Here is an 18,321-nt window from a genome sequence, read left to right on the forward strand (position 1 = left end):
CTGTTCACTCGCCCTTTTCAGAAGGAATTGTGTCGTTAAGTTCCTTGTTCCATAGAATAGCTTAATGATGTTTCTGGAGTTCTACTTGGCCAAAAGAGGTGAAACGATGAGTTTTTCTGTGAACGGGGGAGCGCCCTCTGGATATTACCGGAGTGTCTTGGAACTTGAAACAGAATGGGGACAAAAAAGAACTATCCATGAAGCTGGACAGGTTATTCCGTTTGATTTCGGTCAGGTGGCCGAGTTCACCGCTCCTAAAAGCATTGAATCGAGTATTCATCCTGCACTGACGCCTTATTGTTTACAGCCGTTTGGCGGATACTTAGCCACCATCTCGAGTGGAAGGGTATGGGGAGAATCTGGTGCTGTTCTATCTCCGGAGGGAAAGCTGATCTTTGATCTGTCACAGGAATATGACGCCGTTCAAAATAGAATGCTAGAAGCTGAGGAACACCCTGTGTTCCACCGGTGGAATGGTCCAAAACTTCAATATTTAGAAGGAACCGTGGCTGTGTTGACGTTTTGCGGAAGCCATAACTATTTCCACTGGTTGTACGATGTGCTCCCTAGGCTGGCGATGCTCAAAACGAGTGGAATTCCTTATACCTCTATCATCATGAATCCAAATCCATATGGACCATTTGTGGAACAAACCTGGGCTATGCTCGGTATATCAGAGTCTTCAGTAATCCGGACAAATCCTGAAGCTTACTTTGAAGCTGATCAGCTACTTGTCCCTTCTTTGATGATGAATTCCCACTATCCCCCGTGGACCACGGATACGCTACGTAAATTATTGCTGCCTCACAGGGAATCAACACTCGCTACACCTGAGCGTATTTATATTTCTCGAAACAAAGCAAGAACCAGGCGCTTGGTTAATGAAGAGGAAGTTATACGCTGCCTTGAAGAATATAGCATTCAACCTATTTATCTTGAGGATTGGACGGTTGCCCAGCAAATCCAGTTATTCGCTTCGGCAAAGGTAATCATGGGAGCACATGGCGCTGGACTGGCCAATCTGGCTTTTTGTCAATCTGGAACACAAGTTATTGAAATTGTTCATGAACAGCATGTCGTTCCAACGTATTGGATGATCAGCAACCATAACGCTCTTGATTATTACATGATGTATGGTCAAGGCTGGCCAGATCCTGCTATTCGTTTTCCGGGATTCGAAGATATCTATGTGGATATAGATCGTCTGAAGCAGATTTTGCATTTGGCAGGTTTGAATACTTAGCCCATCGTCATTGAGCTTGTCTACGCTTCTTAAAGAGAAATTTGCGGGTTTCTGGTTTTTTAAAGCGATGTGTGTGTTTTGTTCAATACTGAACAGGTCCTATAAAAGCGTTCATTTTTTTTGAAGGTAAGGAGAAACTCAAATGTCTAAAGTGGATAGAAGGATTCTTAAATCGCAAGAAGCACTTAAGAAAGCTGTTATTGAATTGATGTCCGAGAAGAATTTTGACGACATTACCATACAGGATCTCTCCGACAAGGCAAATGTAAGCCGAGGAACCATTTATCTTCATTATCAGGATAAATATGATTTATTAGACAAGCTTATCGAGGAACATATAGAAGTTCTTAGAGTACTTTGCGAATCGGCAGCAGATTTAGATTTTATTGAGGCCACGTTGAAGTGGACGGAATACTTCGATAATCATTATTCTTTTTTCTCTATGATGCTGGCAAGCAAAGGCGCTCCTTATTTCCGTAATCGGTTCTTAACCTTTCTTCAAAAAGAGTTTAGACATGAAGTAAATGTAACGGAAGGGATAAACCACGGATTAAATGAAGAGGTTATGATTAGTTTTGTGGCATCGGCTTATGCAGGGGTTGTGGAATGGTGGTTCAAGAATGAGAAGCCTGTGACACATCAAGTCTTGGCTGAACAACTTGGGACTTTGTTGGAAAGAAATTTATAGCTCCGCCAACGGAAAACCGATTGATATACAAAGCACCGCCTGATAAATTCTTCAGGCGGTGCTTTGCTTTTATTTTTCCGCAGAACGGTTCTTATTTCCGGTAATTCTTCGTTCTTTCATCCTCTATAACACCATTCCAATTCATTCCAAAGGCAAAATCATATACATTTCCTTCTGAATCCGCATGACATTCCATGTCATGTGCCACATCTTCCAGCTGCTCTTCTACCGTTTGCATACCTGATGGCATTTGTACTGGGAGCAATCCCGAAGGCTCCTCGGCACCCGTTAACACCTCCATAAGTGCTTGATCCTGTAACCCAAAATTAACAAGTATAGCATCAGCCTCTCCCTCAAATTCGGCAACAACCGAAGGATTGGACAATAACATCGACACAATTACCGGTTTGTCTTTCATCAGCTTGCGAGCTTCCATGACACGATCCAGATCGCTCTCATTATGCGTAACAACGGTTTTTCCTTTATAAGAACGGTTAAGTACATCGTTATCTCGCGCATCTCCAGCTAAGCTCTGCTCCCGAGCATGTTCCGCAGTGTACGGTCTAAATTGCAAGCTAATGGGCACATAGCCGTTACCACCTTGCTCAGAATCTTCCTGACTAAAGCCTACTCCTGATTTAGGACTGCTTATGAAGACAAGAGCAAAGTCTGCTTTTTCCGGCTGATCTGTCACATGATAATATTTAGACACAACATCCAGGTTCACCGGATATTCTGTCTTTTCCGGCGTTGGGTTGCCGAACCAATCCTTTCCTGCTGGAGTATAACGCTTCGGAACATATACGGTTTGTTTCGCTGCCAACGGCAATACCCGATTTTTGTTTTTCAGCAGCACGATCGACTTCAGCTGTGCTTCATAGCCTGATTGCATAAACTCAGGATTCCCAACAATCCGAGCGCTCTCCTCAGGCTTCAAATACGGGTTCTCGAAGAGACCCAGACGGAAAATATTAAGTAGAAGCCGAACAGCTGACCGCTCAAAGCGATTCCGCATCCATACCTCTCCATGCTCAGCTACTCCCATTCGGTATGCTTCAAGGACGGGCTCCATCTCATTATTGCCGCCGAATTGGTCAACGCCTGCCATCAAGAGCTTGTAATGCCGTTCTGCGACGGACATACCCTCTACGCCCCAAGGTTTACCACTGAGAAAGGAATCCTTACTATCTGATTCGTCTGCTGTAATGAGCCAATCTGTGCACACAACGCCATCGTAACCGTATTTTTCCCGAAGCAGATCGGTAATAAGATAGGAACTATAAGAATTTCCGATATTCTCCCCGTTCAACTGATCTTGATCTGTAGAAATTGTGTAGTATGGCATGACCGCTGAAGCCTGTTTGGTTGGGCCTTCCAGCTTGAAAGCCCCTTCTGTAAATGGAATAAGATGTTCATCAAAGTTAGCACCCGGATAGACAGCATATTTGCCACAAGCATAATGCGCATCCCTTCCGCCTTCCCCGGAACCACCGCCAGGCCAGTGTTTTACCATAGCGTTCACGCTGTCATATCCCCAGCCTTCGTTAATCTCCCTGTCATCTTTCGAGCTCTGGAAGCCGTCGACATAAGCCTTTGCCATGTCAGCAGATAACTTCGAATCCTCGCCAAAAGTGCCGTTAAAACGAAACCATCGTGGATCTGTAGCAATATCGATTTGCGGCGATAGCGCCGTCCCTAGACCAAGTGCACGATACTCACGTGATGCAACTTGCCCGAAACGATAGGTGATCTTCGGATCGAAGGTTGCCGCAAGGCCCAGCGTCTCCGGCCACATGGAGATTTGCCCACCAGCTCCAGCATTAAACTCTGAGCTAGAATCTGAGCCATGGCGTGGGTCGGAGCTGTTGTTGGCTGGAATCCCAAGGCCGGTTCCTTCTGCAAATGCCTGCACCTGATTGTTCCACAGAGCAGCTATTTCTGGACTCTCCACGGTGGTCACCAGAATATGTCTCAGGTGGTCCTGTGCCAGAAATGCTAATTGTTCATCGGTAAGCTCCCATGGCTTAGCTCCGCTCTCCTCATAGGATTTACCGTTATATGTTCCTGAGAACCAGCTGCTACTAAGTGCTGGGATGGATTGATGACGACTATACAGCATGAGTCCAGCAATTTGTTCAATACTCATTTGTGAAGCTAGATCTTCAGCCCGCTCTCGCGGTGTCAATCGCCAGTCCTCATATTTATCCAGCTTGCCATTACGATTCAGATCTTTGAAGAAAAGTCCGTCCTGCTCGAGAATCTGCACTCCAGAATCCGGGGAATAACCCAAGGTTGGACCGCCCTTATTGCTTACGTAAGAAATGGTATGAAGGCTTTTAGTGTTAATAGTCTCTCTCTGATTCATATGGTTTCCCTCCACTGTTTTCTTGTTTGTTTTTTCTTAGACCAGATTGGCTTTTTGTGATTGCGCTTCGACAGCTGTTAGTTCAGCAGTTTGAGCTCTTTTCTCTGTTCCCACTTCTGGAAGTGGCTTCACTGCCAGCATACCGAGTATAGTGCAGACGGCAAGGAAGATGTAAAAGAAGGTCCAGCTGCCAATGCCTAACAGCACAGGAGCGATTGCTGGAACAATGGACTGAGGCAACGCATTAGCTACGTTCATAATCCCGAAGTCTTTGGCGGAATCCTCTTTACTTGGAAGAATCCGTGCAACGAGTGCCATATCTACGGCTGAGAAGCAGCCAAAGCCCAATCCGATCACTGCAGCTCCGGCAATGTAGGCCGGATAACTTGGCACAAAGGCAAACAACAGAACCCCAATAGCAATGATGAACCCTGAAACAATCAGGAATGGTTTTTGCTTACCAAATTTATCTGACAACACCCCACCGAAGATACTTGTAATTGCAACACCCACTAACATAACGATATTAATCGTAGCAACCTTTGCGGTGGCCAGCTCTTCCGTAAGTCCCATCCGGTTTACCAGCATGACTGTGAGGTATAAAGTGCTACAATATCCCATCATGATCAGGAACTTGGATACGAAAGCCCAAGAGAATTCCGGGAATTTACGTGGACTAGGAAAAATCGTACTCAGCTTCTTACCCAGCGATATTTGATTATGTGTCTTGGGAACAAGTTCTACTTTACCTTCTTTAATAATCAACGTACTGAGAAGTGGACCTATGATGCCGATTACACCTAGCAAAAGCCACTTAATTTCTGAAGAAACTGAGGTCATCACTGTCATCATGATCATCCCTACCGTCATAGCGATTGGAATAGTGAGACCGATTAATCCGGAGATTGTCCCTTGTTTCTCCTGAGGTACTTGGTCTGGAATGAGCGCTGTATAGGCTGCCATCCCTACATTAAAGAAAAATTGGGCGACTGCCCAGCTAATCATGATCTGCCAAGGTTCGTTGGCGAAACCAGTACATACCAGAGCAGCACAGCCAACTAGTGGACCTAGGATAATCCACGTGCGCCGCCGTCCGAACGAAAGATGGGTTCGGTCACTGAGTGCACCGCCAATCGGATTTCCGATAAGAGCAAAGAATGCGCCTATTCCTGCAACCAGCCCATAGGAAGAGGTATATCCATTCGGATCCACTTCAATCATTTTAAAGGTCAGCAGCAAGGTGGCAGGTGTCATCAGTGCCAGCATCATCATGCCGTACCCAAGCAGAATACCAAAGGTCAATCTACGAAAAGGGGTGTGAACCTGCCCTTTAGTCGATGCTCCAGTCATTGTAATTCCTCCTCGTCCTTTTAGAAAACGTTTACAATTTGATTATAAAATAAACCACCTCTTGGAGGAGAGGTGGTCAATTACACACTTTTAGGTTCATTTTTAATCTAAATGAAAGCGTTTCAATATTATTCATCAAGATGAAGCTTAAAAATTGACTCATTTTCTCAAAACAATGGAGTCAGCTCAATGAGCTCTACGCTATGAGGTTCCATTCTAATGACAACAGAAAGCTCTTCACCTACTTCAAGAAGCTGAATCTGTCTACCTGGAAGAGAGGCAGCTTTTAGATAAGCAGTGTCCTCTACAGTCAGAACGGGTGGAGCCCCCATTTCTACCCACTTGTCAAAGCTGCTGCCATGTGCCCTGCTGATCGTATGGTTCACTTGCTTATATCTGCCAGATGGTAATCCAGTTAATGTGAGTTCAATTTTAAGATGCCTCTCGTTTTTGAAGCCATTATAACGACTAGTAGGTGTAATGAATGAAGTATCACCAAGCGCGTACAAATCATCAAAATGACAGTAATTATAAGCCAAAATCTGATAACCACCTCTTCCAGCCGCCACAATATAACACTCTTCATGTGCGACTAGCCGATCCCCCAGTTTAGCGAGCATTTCATAGGCATGCATAGCGGCTTTCGGAATTCCATACTGAGCCATAAGTCCAAGACCACCATGAAATATCCGGGATGAAGCCGCCGTTTCTTCAATATTGTCACTTAGTACCCAATATCCGAACCCGCTGATGCTGTCGAGATTTTCGATGATATTTTTTACGATATATGCAGCTTTATATAATGTGTCATTGGTCAGTTCACGATGAAATGCCGTTGAATTCCATTCGGTTAAATATAGCTCTTGTCCGTTAAGTCCCAACTCAGCGAGCAGTCCGATTTCACGCTCCAGTGATTCCTTCAAATAATCGGGGTTTGGGGACACTTTGTTGAACCCCTCTACTGTAAGTGGAGATATTTCTTTTTCACTTAATCGTTCTTTAGGCTCCCAATTTTTACTAAGCAGATCATCCATGTCCTCATGCGGATAAAAATGTAACGGGATAAAGTCTGGAAGACAACCCCGTTCTTTACAGAAAGCGAAAAACTGTTCACAAAACGCATTGGAGTTCAGAGTAATAATTCTACCAGGAGCGCCAATCTGAAGGTTCAGAGAGATGGCTTTGAGGGTATCGAACGTTCGGGCATACAATTCGTTGTACACTTCTTCCGTCGCAGGCCAGAACAAACCATATTCCGGTTCATTCCAGAATTCAAACTTCCAGCTTTCCACCTCTTCAAGACCATATCGATTGATACAATGGCGAATAAACCGATCTACCAATTCGCACCAGCGGTCCATGGATTTAGGCGGACTCACGTAACTCTTTTCATAAAACACATGTTTACTGCTGTCTGCTGCGAGATCAAAAGGCATAAACCCCAGTTCTATAAAAGGCTTCAAACCGATCGATAACAAAAAATCAAACAACTGATCTACAAAGCGAAAATTAAAATGTGCCTGCCCTTCGTAATCCTCCCGGTACACCATCATTGAATCATCAAAAATTCCATGAAAACGCAAATAGCGAAACGGACACCGCTCTTGTACATATTTCAAATGAGCTTGTACATCACTTTGGAGTCCTTCATTTGCTTTACTAATCGTAATGATATTTTTCCAGCTATGCTGGATTTGCCGCTGAATCCTGTTTAAAGGAATACTCGCAGACAGCTGAACAACCGCATGTACGGGTTCAAGCTGGTGCGACTGACTACGCCGGAGGAATTGCCGAACAATACCCAGTGCGCTGGATTGATTAAATGCTAAGTAGCCGGAAGCAGAACCTTCCTGTTTCGCATGAGTTTGAGGCCGATATTTTTTGCGATATTCATGTGGTGTAATATGATATCGGCTTTTGAATGCAGCGTAAAAAGATTTTGCGTTTGGAAAGCCCTGCTCAAGTGCCAGCTCAGCAAGCGAATGATCTTGATCTCTTAAAAGGGCTTCTACGGTATTTTTTAAACGAATGCTGGTTAAGTAAGTCTGGAAGTTGACCCCAATGTTCTCGCTAAAAAATTTGGACAAATACGGCACCGACAAATACTCTCGTTCTGCGATTGTCTGCAGCGACACCGGGTCTTTATAATGTTCATCTATATAAGTGATGATGCTCATCATTCGTTCCATATATTTTATATTCATCGCTTCACCGGAATTTGGCAGCTTGAACTGTTTGACCAAAACAGAGAATAACCCAAGCATACGTGCTTCCATCCCCAGTTCATAGGCTTCTCCGCCTTTGTACTTAAGTTGTACCATTTCAGCCATGAGCTGACGCATGTTATCTAAGCCATTTTGCTTCTCAGGACCGACTTCAGCAGAATAACATTCAAAGCTGATCTTCTCCACATTGTGGATATGCTGCTTAAGATAGGTTGTTGGGATTTGAAAGGTAGCGATGATATTCTGATCTAATCCGATAACTTCATGCACGTAACACTGGTTAATGAGTAGCATATCGCCTTCTTTAAGCCTATATTGACGGTTTCCGGTCGAAACCTCTAGATTGCCGGACAGCACAAAAATCAGCTCCACACTCATATGCCAGTGATTCGGCACAAAGTTGACACTATGTAAAGAAACATCAAACGGTAGTTTGCCTTCGGTCTCAAGCTGTTCATAGCTGGAATGGCTCAAATAATCACTTCCTTGTTTACATTATCTTGTAGTAGCATACAATGTAGCGTTTCGGCGGTCAATTCGATGGTCTGTGGTCACCTCGCTAACAAAAAAACACTGATCTAAGTCAGTGTTTTTTCATAAGCCATACAAATGTTTCTTTAAATCGCTCGTTTGAACTGGGTATTGTATAACTCGTAATAGGCGCCCTGCATCGCAAGAAGCTCCTCATGACTTCCTTGCTCAGCAATTCCTCCACCCTGGATCACGAGTATGCGATTGGCGTCCTGGATCGTACTAAGCCTGTGGGCGATTACAAAGCTTGTTCGACCCTTCATCAAATTCTTCATTGCTTGTTGAATGTGCATTTCCGTACGTGTGTCCACGCTACTGGTTGCTTCGTCAAGAATTAATATGGCAGGATCAGCTAAAATTGCGCGAGCAATCGTTAACAGCTGGCGCTGGCCATGACTCAGATTACTGCCTTCTGCATTGAGGAGGGTCTCGTAACCATGCGGCAATCTTTTGATAAAAGCATCCGCATTGGCTAGCTGAGCCGCCTGCTCAATCTCTTGATCGGTCGCATCGAGTCGGCCAAACCGAATATTCTCACGAATCGTTCCCGAGAATACATGCGCATCTTGCAGCACCATCCCTAGTTGACTACGAAGTGCGTTTTTATCCAGCTCTCGGATGTCGCGACCATCAATTCGTATGGAACCGCCATTCAAATCATAGAATCGGATCAGCAGGTTAACGATGGTTGTTTTACCTGCTCCTGTTGGGCCAACGAGTGCAATTTTCTCCCCAGGTTTTGCTTCAAACGTAACGCCCGACAAAATCGGGGAATCCGCATTGTAAGCAAAAGAAACGTCCTGAAAAACAACCTCCCCTGTTAATCTTGGGAGATCCTCACTTTCTTCATCCCCGTATTCGGACGGCATCTCCAAAACCTCAAACACACGCTCTGCACCGGCGATTGCAGATTGAATTAAATTGTACTGGTTAGCAAGATCAGAAATGGGTCTACCGAACTGTTTGGAATAGGTAAGGAAGCTAACGATTATACCAACCGTAGCCATGTTATGGAAAGCCATCCAGCCCCCAACCCCGGCAATGATCGCAAAACCAAGGTTATTAATCATGTTCATCACGGGTCCTACTAATCCTGATACGATTTGTGCCTTAATGCTGACCTTATTCAGTTCTCCGCTTATTTTTCGGAATCGTTTAACTTCTGACTCTTCCCTACTGTATTGTTTGACCACCTTTTGTCCGCTGATGGTTTCTTCGATGAACCCGCCAAGTTCACCTAAATGTCGCTGCTGATTTCTAAAATAAGTGCGGCTTAAACCAATGATTTTTCGACTAGCCAATAATACGAGCGGGATCGTGATTAATGAGACTACCGTCAACGGAACGTTCAGCATTAACATAATAACGAGGGAGCCGCTTAATGTTATCAAACTATTTAACAATTGGGTTACACTCTGATTGAGTGTGCTGGATACGCTCTCAATATCGTTAGTTGCCCGGCTCATCAATTCTCCGTTAGCCCGAGTGTCAAAAAATTTAATGGGCAGCTGCTGATACTTGCTGAACAGATCACGTCGCAGCTCAAAAACAGTATTCTGCGAAACAGATGTCATGACGTATGCTTGCACCCAGGCAACTACACTGCCTAGCCCATAAATGCCAATAAGGAGTATGCAAAACCGAATAAGACCCTGATAATTGTGTGGAATAACCGCAGTATCAATCGCTTTACCGATGAGATACGGTCCGATCAATGAAAGAAGTGCATTCAACACAGTAAATACATATACAATGATTAACCCGAACCGTTGACGATTCAAATAAGTCCAGATGCGTTTAAGCGTGCTAGCTTGATTTTTGGCGCGCACGATTGGCACAGCGCCGCCGCGTCCGGGGCCAGATCCCGTTCCTATTCCTGGTCCGAATCCGCCTGGTCTATGGATAGGGGGAGTGTTCATGCCGTTGTCATGCTTTGACATAAGGAACCTCCTCCCCTTTCATCTGTGATTTCCAGATGTCTCGATAAATTTCACTGCTACTCATTAGACCATCATGTGTACCTTGTACAGCAATTCGGCCGTTTTCTAGAATTAAGATGCGGTCCGCGTCAATCACTGATGTGACACGCTGAGCAATCATTATATTAGTGCTGCTACTCAGCCGTTTTTTTAACATTTGCCGAATTCGTGACTCAGTCGCCGCATCGAGCGCACTCGTACTGTCATCCATGATGAGAATTGTTGGCTGTATTAACAACGCCCTTGCAATCGAAAGCCGTTGCTTCTGCCCACCGGACAAGTTGATGCCTCGTTGGCCAAGCACTGTATCATAACCCTGTGGTAGCTCTAAAATAAAATGGTGCGCTTCAGCAGCTTTTGCTGCTTGTTCCACTTCTTCATCCGTAGCCTCCGGTCTGCCATATCGGATATTATCACGGATTGTTCCGCTGAACAGAATGGCTTGCTGCATAACGTAACCGATCTTGCGACGTAAATGTCCCAAAGAAATTTGCCGAGTGTCGGAACCATCAATTGTGATTGATCCAGAAGAAACATCGTAAAGGCGTGGAATGAGGCTCACCAAGGTTGATTTACCAGCACCGGTTGCTCCAAGGATGGCTACAGTTTCACCTGGCTCAGCAGTGAAATTGATACCATCTAACACGAGGTTCTCATCCGTATGATCATAAGCGAATGAAACGTTGTCAAATACAATTCGACCGTTTTGTAGCTTATCATTTTCAGCTTCGGTTACATCTGTAATCTCGCTGATCGTAGAAAACACTTCATTCTCCCGATCTGCGGAGACCTTTGCACGCGAGAAGAATGTGAGCATATTGCTCAACATCAGCATGGACATCAACAATTGGGTGATATAGTTAATGAAGGCAATTAACTGACCGACCGGCAGGGAGCCGTTCCAGCTCTGCAGCCCACCAAACCAAAGCACAGCTACGATACTGACATTGAGCACAAGCATCATGAGCGGCATATTTAACGACATTAATCGCACCGCTTTTATCGCAGTCTCAGTGTAATCCTTGTTCGCTGTATTAAACCGTTTCTGTTCATGCTTAGCACGGACGAAGGCTTTGACTACACGAATACCCGATAAATTTTCCTGCAATACTGTGTTGACGCCGTCTAATTTGACCTGCATTTTCTCGAACAAAGGGAAAGAAAGTCGAATTAACCCATATAATATTGCAACCAGCAATGGCACGGCAACGACAAGGATAAGGGTCAGCGAAGGACTAATCCGTATAGCCATTATCAAGCTGCCGATTAATAGCAATGGAGAGCGAATATTCCGCAAAATCATCTGAACAAAGGTTTGTAGCTGCACCACATCATTTGTTAGACGAGTAATCAATGAACCCGTCTTCAATTGATCCAGATTCTTGTTTGAGAATTTCTGAATATGTTCAAACAGGTTAATCCGTAAATCATTCCCGAAATTTTGTGAGGCGATACTCGAAAAAACGGTGCAGCCCACCCCACCAATTAGACCGACAAATGCTACTCCAAGCATGGTCAATCCCGTCGAATAAATATGTGATAAATCTTTCGTCATAATCCCATGATCCACAATGCTCGCCATTAGTGTAGGTTGAAGCAAATCCATAAACACTTCGAGCATCATCATAAGTGGTGCTAACACAGACCACAACCAATATGGCCTTAAGTAACTCTTAAGTTTCCACATTCCATCACCTTTTAAGATAAATATGTGATTTTTGAATTCATCGGTGTTCTTGGCTTAGCATTTGGAACTTCCTCCGGATATCCAATGCCAAATAGTCCAATCACATCGTAATCTTGCGGGACACCTAGAATTTCACGATTATGAGGTAAAGCACCTAAAGAAGCCCAATAGGCTCCAACTCCCACTTCATGTGCAGCTAATAAGAAGTTCTGTGCGAAACATGCGGCAGCCATAACATTCTCATCACGTTCAAACGCTGTTGCACCAGGTTTAGATAAGATAGCAAGAACGACAGGAGCGCTTCCAAAATTCGTCTTATGCTTTAATTTAGCTCTAGTCTCAGGCCCGATAAATAGGAGTTCCCAAGGTTCGTTCATACGATGGTTTGGAGCATAACTAGCTGCTTCCAGCCAATTCAATAAATCATCCTCATGAATCGAATCCGCCTTAAATTTCTTAATACTTCTACGGGTTTTTATAAGATCAATGGTTTTCATTTTTTTGATCATTCTCCTCTTTTTTAATTTCGCCAACAGTCTTATCTTCCGGCGTTACTTCATGAATCTGAAAAATATGGATAAACTCTTCAATGATCGCTTCCGTTGCCTTCAATTCACCGCTAATCACTTGCTTAATCGAATCCAGCTCCGGTGTTTGCAGCTGCCGCTGTAAAGTGGCTCGATTCACATTCAGCTTTTCCAAAAATGCTAGAGCTCTGCCGCGACGAAAAGTTTGAGCACTTTTGGGGGGACCATCCATAGAATCCATCCCATGTCTGCTTATATGCTCGCGATCTCTATGCTCTCCACGGTCTTTGTGTTCCCCATGTTCTCTATGACCGCGTTTTCCGAAATGTCCATCACGCATATTTACTCCTCCTTTTTTGTATACATATGTATACGATTCGTTTATGTATACAAATGTATACGAGATGATCTAATCCTGTCAAGTTTTATTTTTCCATTTTGTAACATCAGCATTATTCATTTCTGAATTCCAACAAACAACAAAAAAACCCGCGTAAAGCGCAGGCTTAAAGAGAGAAAAGAAATACAAGATAACTGTATTAATTCTTATTAATTCTTATTAATGTATAATCAATGCTGATTGCTGATTGCTTATTGACTTTTATCTTTTCTAAAAAGCGTTTCTTCAGCAACCTGCGCTAGTTCCTCCGCTTTTAAGCTTATCTCTTGAATCGTTGCAGAAAATTCTTTAATTGCTCCTGATTGACTACCGGTAAGCGCGTGAATATCAGAAAACGTATGATTTAACCGTTGCAACAGTTCCTGAATATTCTTAGAAATGCCATTAATCTGGTCCACATTTTCCTTGGAGCTCGTCGCCAGCTTCCGAATTTCATCGGCAACAACCGAAAACCCTCTCCCAAATTCTCCTGCTCTTGCCGCCTCAATAGAAGCGTTAAGTCCTAACATGTTGCTCTGATCCGAAATCTCTTTAACCACAGTCGAAATCTTTCCGATCTGCTGAGCACTGGAGCTAACATCCTTCATTTGGTTTGTTATGTCTGTCACACGACCGGTAAGATGAGAAACCGATTGGCTGATGTCATCAATAGATGCCGTTGTCTGTTCGACAATAGCGGAAAAACTCTCTGCCATTTCAAAAAGCTTATTCGCCTTCTCGAGGCTTGTCCCCATACCGATACCACCGATTACCTTGCCCTGCTCGTCATGAAGCGGTATCGCACGTGCAGCAAGCGGAAAACCAAACAGCTCTTTCGGAACGACAGCTGATAATGCTGTATCATTCCTAATCGCATTTGTTACAATATCCCCTTCCATCAGTGGATCCCCAGGATTGACATTCAGCGAGAATGTTTTCCCCGGAATGTTGATGATCAGTTTTTCCGTGTCATAAATGCCAATTGTAATGTCATCGTTATAGAGACTATTCAGCAGTGGAGCCACTTTTACGAAAGCATTAATCAGTTCATGCTGTGTTTTTTCTACATTTATCTCATTCACGTTTTATCCTCCAAACCCTTAATAAGGGAGTTTTCTTTGTCCATAATTAACTGAAATCCATTTCATCGTTGTAAATTCATCCAAGCTCCATTTCCCATTTAAACGGCCTATACCGGACTGTTTTTCTCCTCCGAAAGCTACAATCGGCTCATCGTTAATCGTGACATCATTCACATGAACCATTCCAGTGTGGACCTTCTTAGCCATTTCTACACCACGCTCAAGATTGGAAGTATGAATTGCTCCGCTTAGCCCAAAACGCGTATCGTTGGCAATTTCAATAGCTTCCTCATCCGTTTCGAACGGAATGATACATACAACTGGTCCGAACAGCTCCTCTTGTGCAACAGCCATATCCGTTTTAACATTAATAAGGATAGTAGGCTCTACCATTCGGCCGGTAATCTTACCATGCAACAGAGGAAAAGCGCCTTGTTCTATGCCCTTAGCAATTAACTTTTCCAGTGTCTCTGCTTGGCGGTGGTTGATGACTGGTCCAATGATGGTCTGTGGATCACTCGGATCACCTGTTGTAAGTGTAGATACCTTCTCTTTGAATTTATTTACAAAATCCTGATAGATCGTCTTATGTACAATGATTCTGTTGGCAGACATACAAATCTGACCTTGATGTGTGAATCTGCTGAATGTCGCAGCTTGTACTGCGTAGTCGAGATCCGCATCTTCCATGATAATGAACGCGCTATTGCCGCCAAGCTCAAGTAACGGTTTTTTGAAGTTCTTGATTGCCAGTTGACCTATATAGCTTCCAACCTTAGTCGAACCCGTGAAGGAAATGATTCTCGGAATCGGATGCTCGACGAACGCGTCGCCAATCTCCTTTATATCCGTCACTACAACATTTAATAGCCCCTTCGGTACACCTGCTTCTTCAAAAATTTTGCCGATCAGAGTTCCACCCGTAATGGGTGAATCCTCGTGTGGTTTAAGTACCACACCATTTCCAGCACCCAGCGCAGGAGCAACCGACTTCATAGACAAGAAGAAAGGAAAGTTAAAAGGACTAATCACCCCAACCACGCCTGCAGGGATGCGGTACAGCCGATTCTCCTTACCATCCTCTGTAGAAGGCAGGATCTTACCCTCCATTCTAAGTGGGAACGTTGCCGCTTCTTTTACCATATTTTTTACAAGACCAATCTCAAATGCTGCCTTCAGCCTCGTTCCACCCAGTTCCTTAACAATAATGGATGTAATTTCTTCCTCATTCGCTTCAATATATTTAACAGCGTTCTCAAGGATGTCACGTTTAATATACGGGTTAACCTTATCCCATTCCAGCTTTGCTTTATAAGCTGCTTGATAAGCATCGTCAATGTCAGCAACGCTGGCAATTTGAAAAGTATGGATTACATCATCATTATATGGATTGATGTCTGTCAGTGTTTTACTACTCTTCCCTTCTCTCCATTCCCCACCTATAAATTGTTTTCCTAGTTCTGAATAGTTCATAATATCCCTCCAGTGTATATAAATACCAAACAATCTATATATTTATCGACATAATAGAGATAGTTGTGAAGTCAATTTTCATATTCACGTAAACGTCATTTCAACGACACATTATCTACCTCCAATAAAACAAATCAAGTATTGACAAGGTACAAAGAATAGAACTATAATCTAAACAATTCCTAGAAAAATACTATGAATTACATAAAATTCGAAACATCTAATCATAATTGGGTTGTCCAGAAGAAGGAGTGTAGACAAATGCCAAATGTTCAAACTTTCAAAGCAACTGCCCATTTACAAGATGGGGTTAAAGTCATTACAAAAGCAAGACAATTCGAGCTCGTCATCGATGAACCACAAAATCTTGGGGGTACGGATACAGGAATGAATCCTGTTGAAGCTTTGCTTGCTTCTTTAGGGGCCTGCCAATCTATTGTGGCTCGAGTTTATGCTTCCAAATTTGAGGTAGAGCTTGAAGATTTCAGAGTAGACGTGGAAGGTGATCTGGACCTCGATGGATTTTTTAATCGTTCTGAAGTCCGTCCCGGCTATTCAGATATTCGCTATACATTCTACATAAAGACCCCATCCCCTGCCGAGAAAGTCGAAGCATTCGTACAATTTTTAGAAAGCAAATGCCCTGTGGGTGACACGATTGCTGCCCCGGTAAATCTTAAGCTGAACCGTATCGTGATTGAAAATTAACCGATTGATTAGCTAAATATTATCAAGGGCTGTGAGGTTGCATAAAGCAACTTTACAGTCCTTTTTCATTTCAACCTCTCATCCATCATATAATACTAAAAATGAAGGACCTCGGAGGTACCTAGGGAATGAATCCTATACTGAGCACAGTAGATAATGAGATCGAGCGTTTAACGGCATTCCTGATTGATCAACAGCAGCAAGATGGATCTTGGCACTTTTGTTTTGAGAATGGAATCGTTATCGATGCCTATGTCATCATTCTCTTTCGGATTTTGAACGTACAGAATGAAGCCCTGATTCGACAGCTACATGATCGCATTCTTGCTGAGCAGCAATCCGCTGGATTCTGGCAATTGTATAGAGATGAAAAAGATGGTAACTTATCCACCTCGGTTGAAGCCTACTACGCCCTTCTCTATTCTGGGTACAGTAAGGTGACAGATGAGCCGATATTGCGCGCAAAGCATTATATTCAATCCAAAGGAGGAATTGGAAAAGTAACTAGCATCCTAACAAGAGTCATTCTCGCAGCTACTGGACAGAGCAAATGGCCTTTATCGATCTCTTCGATTCCCCTAGAAGTTCTGTTGTTCCCGTCTTATTTTCCTATTAACTATTTTGAGTTCTCTGGCTACTCAAGAGTGCATCTCACGCCTATGCTTATTATGGCCGATCGACGTTTCTCGATCTCAACAGCGAATGCTCCTGATCTATCTGATCTCATAGACACACGCATTGAAGATGCTGAACCAGCTTCCCGTGGATATCATGAGCTGCAGGACGTTATTCAAACTGGCCTAAGCAGACTTCTTGGAAGCCCTCGCTACATTCACGAAGTTGCCCGAACCAAAGCAGAACAGTTTATTCTCCAGCGGATTGAATCCGACGGGACTCTATACAGTTACGCAACTAGTACAATTCTTATGGTCTATGCCCTTCTGGCTCTGGACTATGACCAGCAGCATCCTCTGATTACGAATGCCATAAATGGGCTTACCGCGATGCAATGCCGTTCTGAAAGTAAAACAACAATTCAAAACTCTCCGTCTACGATATGGGACACGGCTCTAATCGCTTATGCTTTACAGGAGGCACAAATTCCCGATCATCATCTCGCGATTCAACGTGCTACTTCGTATCTGCTGACCAGACAACAGCATAAAACTGCTGATTGGAGTATTCATAATCCGGATACGACTCCGGGGGGATGGGGTTTCTCAGAATCTAATACGATTAATCCGGATGTGGATGATACGACCGCTGCTTTACGAGCCATTCGAAGTTTATCAATAACTCAGCCATCCTATCTAGAGTCATGGAATCGTGGACTGAACTGGGTCCTATCGATGCAGAATAAAGACGGTGGCTGGCCAGCTTTTGAAAAAAACACCAATAAAGAAATGCTCACTTGGCTCGCAATCGATGGGGCTAAATCTGCTGCTATTGATCCCTCGGAGGCAGATCTAACCGGGCGCACCTTGGAGTATCTCGGGAACTTTGCCGACCTTGATACGCGAAACGAATTCATCGGGCGAGGTGTGAAATGGCTGATTCAGCATCAGGAGAAGGATGGCTCATGGTACGGAAGATGGGGCGTTTGTTACATCTATGGGACTTGGGCTGCCTTAACAGGATTGCAGGCCGTTGGCCTGCCACTGGAACATGAAACATTGCAAAAAGGAGCGAATTGGCTCCTAAGCATACAGAACACGGATGGGGGTTGGGGGGAATCTTGTCATAGTGATCGGCTATTGAAGTATGTACCATTAGGCGAAAGTACGCCTTCCCAAACCGCATGGGCGCTTGACGCAATCATCACCATTCAGCCGAAATCAACAGCAGCGGTGGAAAAAGGGATTGAAAGATTAATCATGTCTATTCATGAAGAGGATTGGAAAACTTCTTATCCAACTGGTGCTGGTCTCCCCGGTAATTTCTATTCCAATTATCATAGTTATCGCTATATCTGGCCGTTACTTACACTGAGTCATTTTAGAAAAAAATACGGTCAAAGATAATACTAGGTAATAACTAGCGTAGTCCTGCTTCACTTCTAAAGTGTCTCATAAAAGCTAGATCGC

At 43.8% G+C, this 18,321-nt stretch carries 13 protein-coding genes; 4 read left to right on the forward strand and 9 right to left on the reverse strand.

Going from position 1 to position 18,321, the window contains the following annotated elements; genetic code table 11:
• Nucleotides 1-106: 106 nt before the first annotated feature.
• Nucleotides 107-1,243, forward strand: coding sequence for a glycosyltransferase family 61 protein (locus ACFWMP_RS00225; protein ID WP_042188155.1), 1,137 nt, complete (start codon nt 107-109; stop codon nt 1,241-1,243).
• A gap of 142 nt (nt 1,244-1,385) precedes the next feature.
• On the forward strand, nt 1,386-1,931 hold the full coding sequence (locus ACFWMP_RS00230) for a TetR/AcrR family transcriptional regulator (RefSeq protein ID WP_379421627.1): 546 nt from the start codon (nt 1,386-1,388) through the stop codon (nt 1,929-1,931).
• A 91-nt stretch (nt 1,932-2,022) separates the two neighbouring features.
• Here the strand turns inward: ACFWMP_RS00230 and ACFWMP_RS00235 are convergent, their stop codons facing one another.
• The 9 genes from ACFWMP_RS00235 to yfmT all read right to left on the reverse strand — a co-directional run bounded on the left by ACFWMP_RS00235 (nt 2,023) and on the right by yfmT (nt 15,532).
• Entirely contained in the window at nt 2,023-4,296 is a 2,274-nt protein-coding gene (locus tag ACFWMP_RS00235; RefSeq protein ID WP_379421628.1) for a glycoside hydrolase family 3 protein, read from the reverse strand.
• A gap of 36 nt (nt 4,297-4,332) precedes the next feature.
• Nucleotides 4,333-5,646 carry an MFS transporter gene (locus ACFWMP_RS00240; protein ID WP_339803869.1) on the reverse strand — a complete coding sequence of 438 codons (1,314 nt, stop codon included), beginning with the start codon at nt 5,644-5,646 and terminating at the stop codon, nt 4,333-4,335.
• A 167-nt stretch (nt 5,647-5,813) separates the two neighbouring features.
• Nucleotides 5,814-8,345, reverse strand: coding sequence for a GH39 family glycosyl hydrolase (locus ACFWMP_RS00245; protein WP_379421629.1), 2,532 nt, complete (start codon nt 8,343-8,345; stop codon nt 5,814-5,816).
• A gap of 143 nt (nt 8,346-8,488) precedes the next feature.
• On the reverse strand, nt 8,489-10,342 hold the full coding sequence (locus tag ACFWMP_RS00250) for an ABC transporter ATP-binding protein (RefSeq protein WP_379421630.1): 1,854 nt from the start codon (nt 10,340-10,342) through the stop codon (nt 8,489-8,491).
• On the reverse strand, nt 10,329-12,068 hold the full coding sequence (locus ACFWMP_RS00255) for an ABC transporter ATP-binding protein (RefSeq protein WP_379421631.1): 1,740 nt from the start codon (nt 12,066-12,068) through the stop codon (nt 10,329-10,331). The genes ACFWMP_RS00250 and ACFWMP_RS00255 overlap by 14 nt, the downstream gene beginning before the upstream one ends.
• An 11-nt stretch (nt 12,069-12,079) precedes the next feature.
• Nucleotides 12,080-12,565, reverse strand: coding sequence for a nitroreductase family protein (locus tag ACFWMP_RS00260; RefSeq protein ID WP_379421632.1), 486 nt, complete (start codon nt 12,563-12,565; stop codon nt 12,080-12,082).
• Entirely contained in the window at nt 12,552-12,935 is a 384-nt protein-coding gene (locus ACFWMP_RS00265; protein ID WP_379421633.1) for a hypothetical protein, read from the reverse strand. The genes ACFWMP_RS00260 and ACFWMP_RS00265 overlap by 14 nt, the downstream gene beginning before the upstream one ends.
• Nucleotides 12,936-13,186: 251 nt before the next feature.
• Nucleotides 13,187-14,056: a methyl-accepting chemotaxis protein gene (locus ACFWMP_RS00270; protein WP_042188141.1), complete on the reverse strand. Its 870-nt coding sequence runs from the start codon at nt 14,054-14,056 to the stop codon at nt 13,187-13,189.
• Nucleotides 14,057-14,074: 18 nt separating this feature from the next.
• Nucleotides 14,075-15,532: a benzaldehyde dehydrogenase gene (gene yfmT / locus ACFWMP_RS00275; protein ID WP_379423448.1), complete on the reverse strand. Its 1,458-nt coding sequence runs from the start codon at nt 15,530-15,532 to the stop codon at nt 14,075-14,077.
• Nucleotides 15,533-15,790: 258 nt separating this feature from the next.
• On the opposite strand from yfmT, the gene ACFWMP_RS00280 reads away from it, so the two are divergent.
• Together ACFWMP_RS00280 and shc are read left to right on the forward strand one after the other, a co-directional pair.
• On the forward strand, nt 15,791-16,237 hold the full coding sequence (locus ACFWMP_RS00280; protein WP_042188137.1) for an OsmC family protein: 447 nt from the start codon (nt 15,791-15,793) through the stop codon (nt 16,235-16,237).
• Between the two features lie 128 nt (nt 16,238-16,365).
• Nucleotides 16,366-18,258, forward strand: a complete 1,893-nt coding sequence (shc, locus tag ACFWMP_RS00285; RefSeq protein ID WP_379421634.1) for a squalene--hopene cyclase — start codon at nt 16,366-16,368, stop codon at nt 18,256-18,258.
• Nucleotides 18,259-18,321: the final 63 nt, after the last annotated feature.

Origin of the sequence: Paenibacillus sp. NPDC058367 (assembly GCF_042723305.1) — a bacterium.
GTDB lineage: Bacteria > Bacillota > Bacilli > Paenibacillales > Paenibacillaceae > Paenibacillus_AQ.

Coding starts and splice junctions, on each gene's coding strand:
- ACFWMP_RS00225 (WP_042188155.1), top strand. CDS start 107: ATGAGTTTTTCTGTGAACGGGGGAGCGCCCTCTGGATATTACCGGAGT.
- ACFWMP_RS00230 (WP_379421627.1), top strand. CDS start 1,386: ATGTCTAAAGTGGATAGAAGGATTCTTAAATCGCAAGAAGCACTTAAG.
- ACFWMP_RS00235 (WP_379421628.1), bottom strand. CDS start 4,296: ATGAATCAGAGAGAGACTATTAACACTAAAAGCCTTCATACCATTTCT.
- ACFWMP_RS00240 (WP_339803869.1), bottom strand. CDS start 5,646: ATGACTGGAGCATCGACTAAAGGGCAGGTTCACACCCCTTTTCGTAGA.
- ACFWMP_RS00250 (WP_379421630.1), bottom strand. CDS start 10,342: ATGTCAAAGCATGACAACGGCATGAACACTCCCCCTATCCATAGACCA.
- ACFWMP_RS00255 (WP_379421631.1), bottom strand. CDS start 12,068: ATGTGGAAACTTAAGAGTTACTTAAGGCCATATTGGTTGTGGTCTGTG.
- ACFWMP_RS00260 (WP_379421632.1), bottom strand. CDS start 12,565: ATGAAAACCATTGATCTTATAAAAACCCGTAGAAGTATTAAGAAATTT.
- ACFWMP_RS00265 (WP_379421633.1), bottom strand. CDS start 12,935: ATGCGTGATGGACATTTCGGAAAACGCGGTCATAGAGAACATGGGGAA.
- ACFWMP_RS00280 (WP_042188137.1), top strand. CDS start 15,791: ATGCCAAATGTTCAAACTTTCAAAGCAACTGCCCATTTACAAGATGGG.
- shc (WP_379421634.1), top strand. CDS start 16,366: ATGAATCCTATACTGAGCACAGTAGATAATGAGATCGAGCGTTTAACG.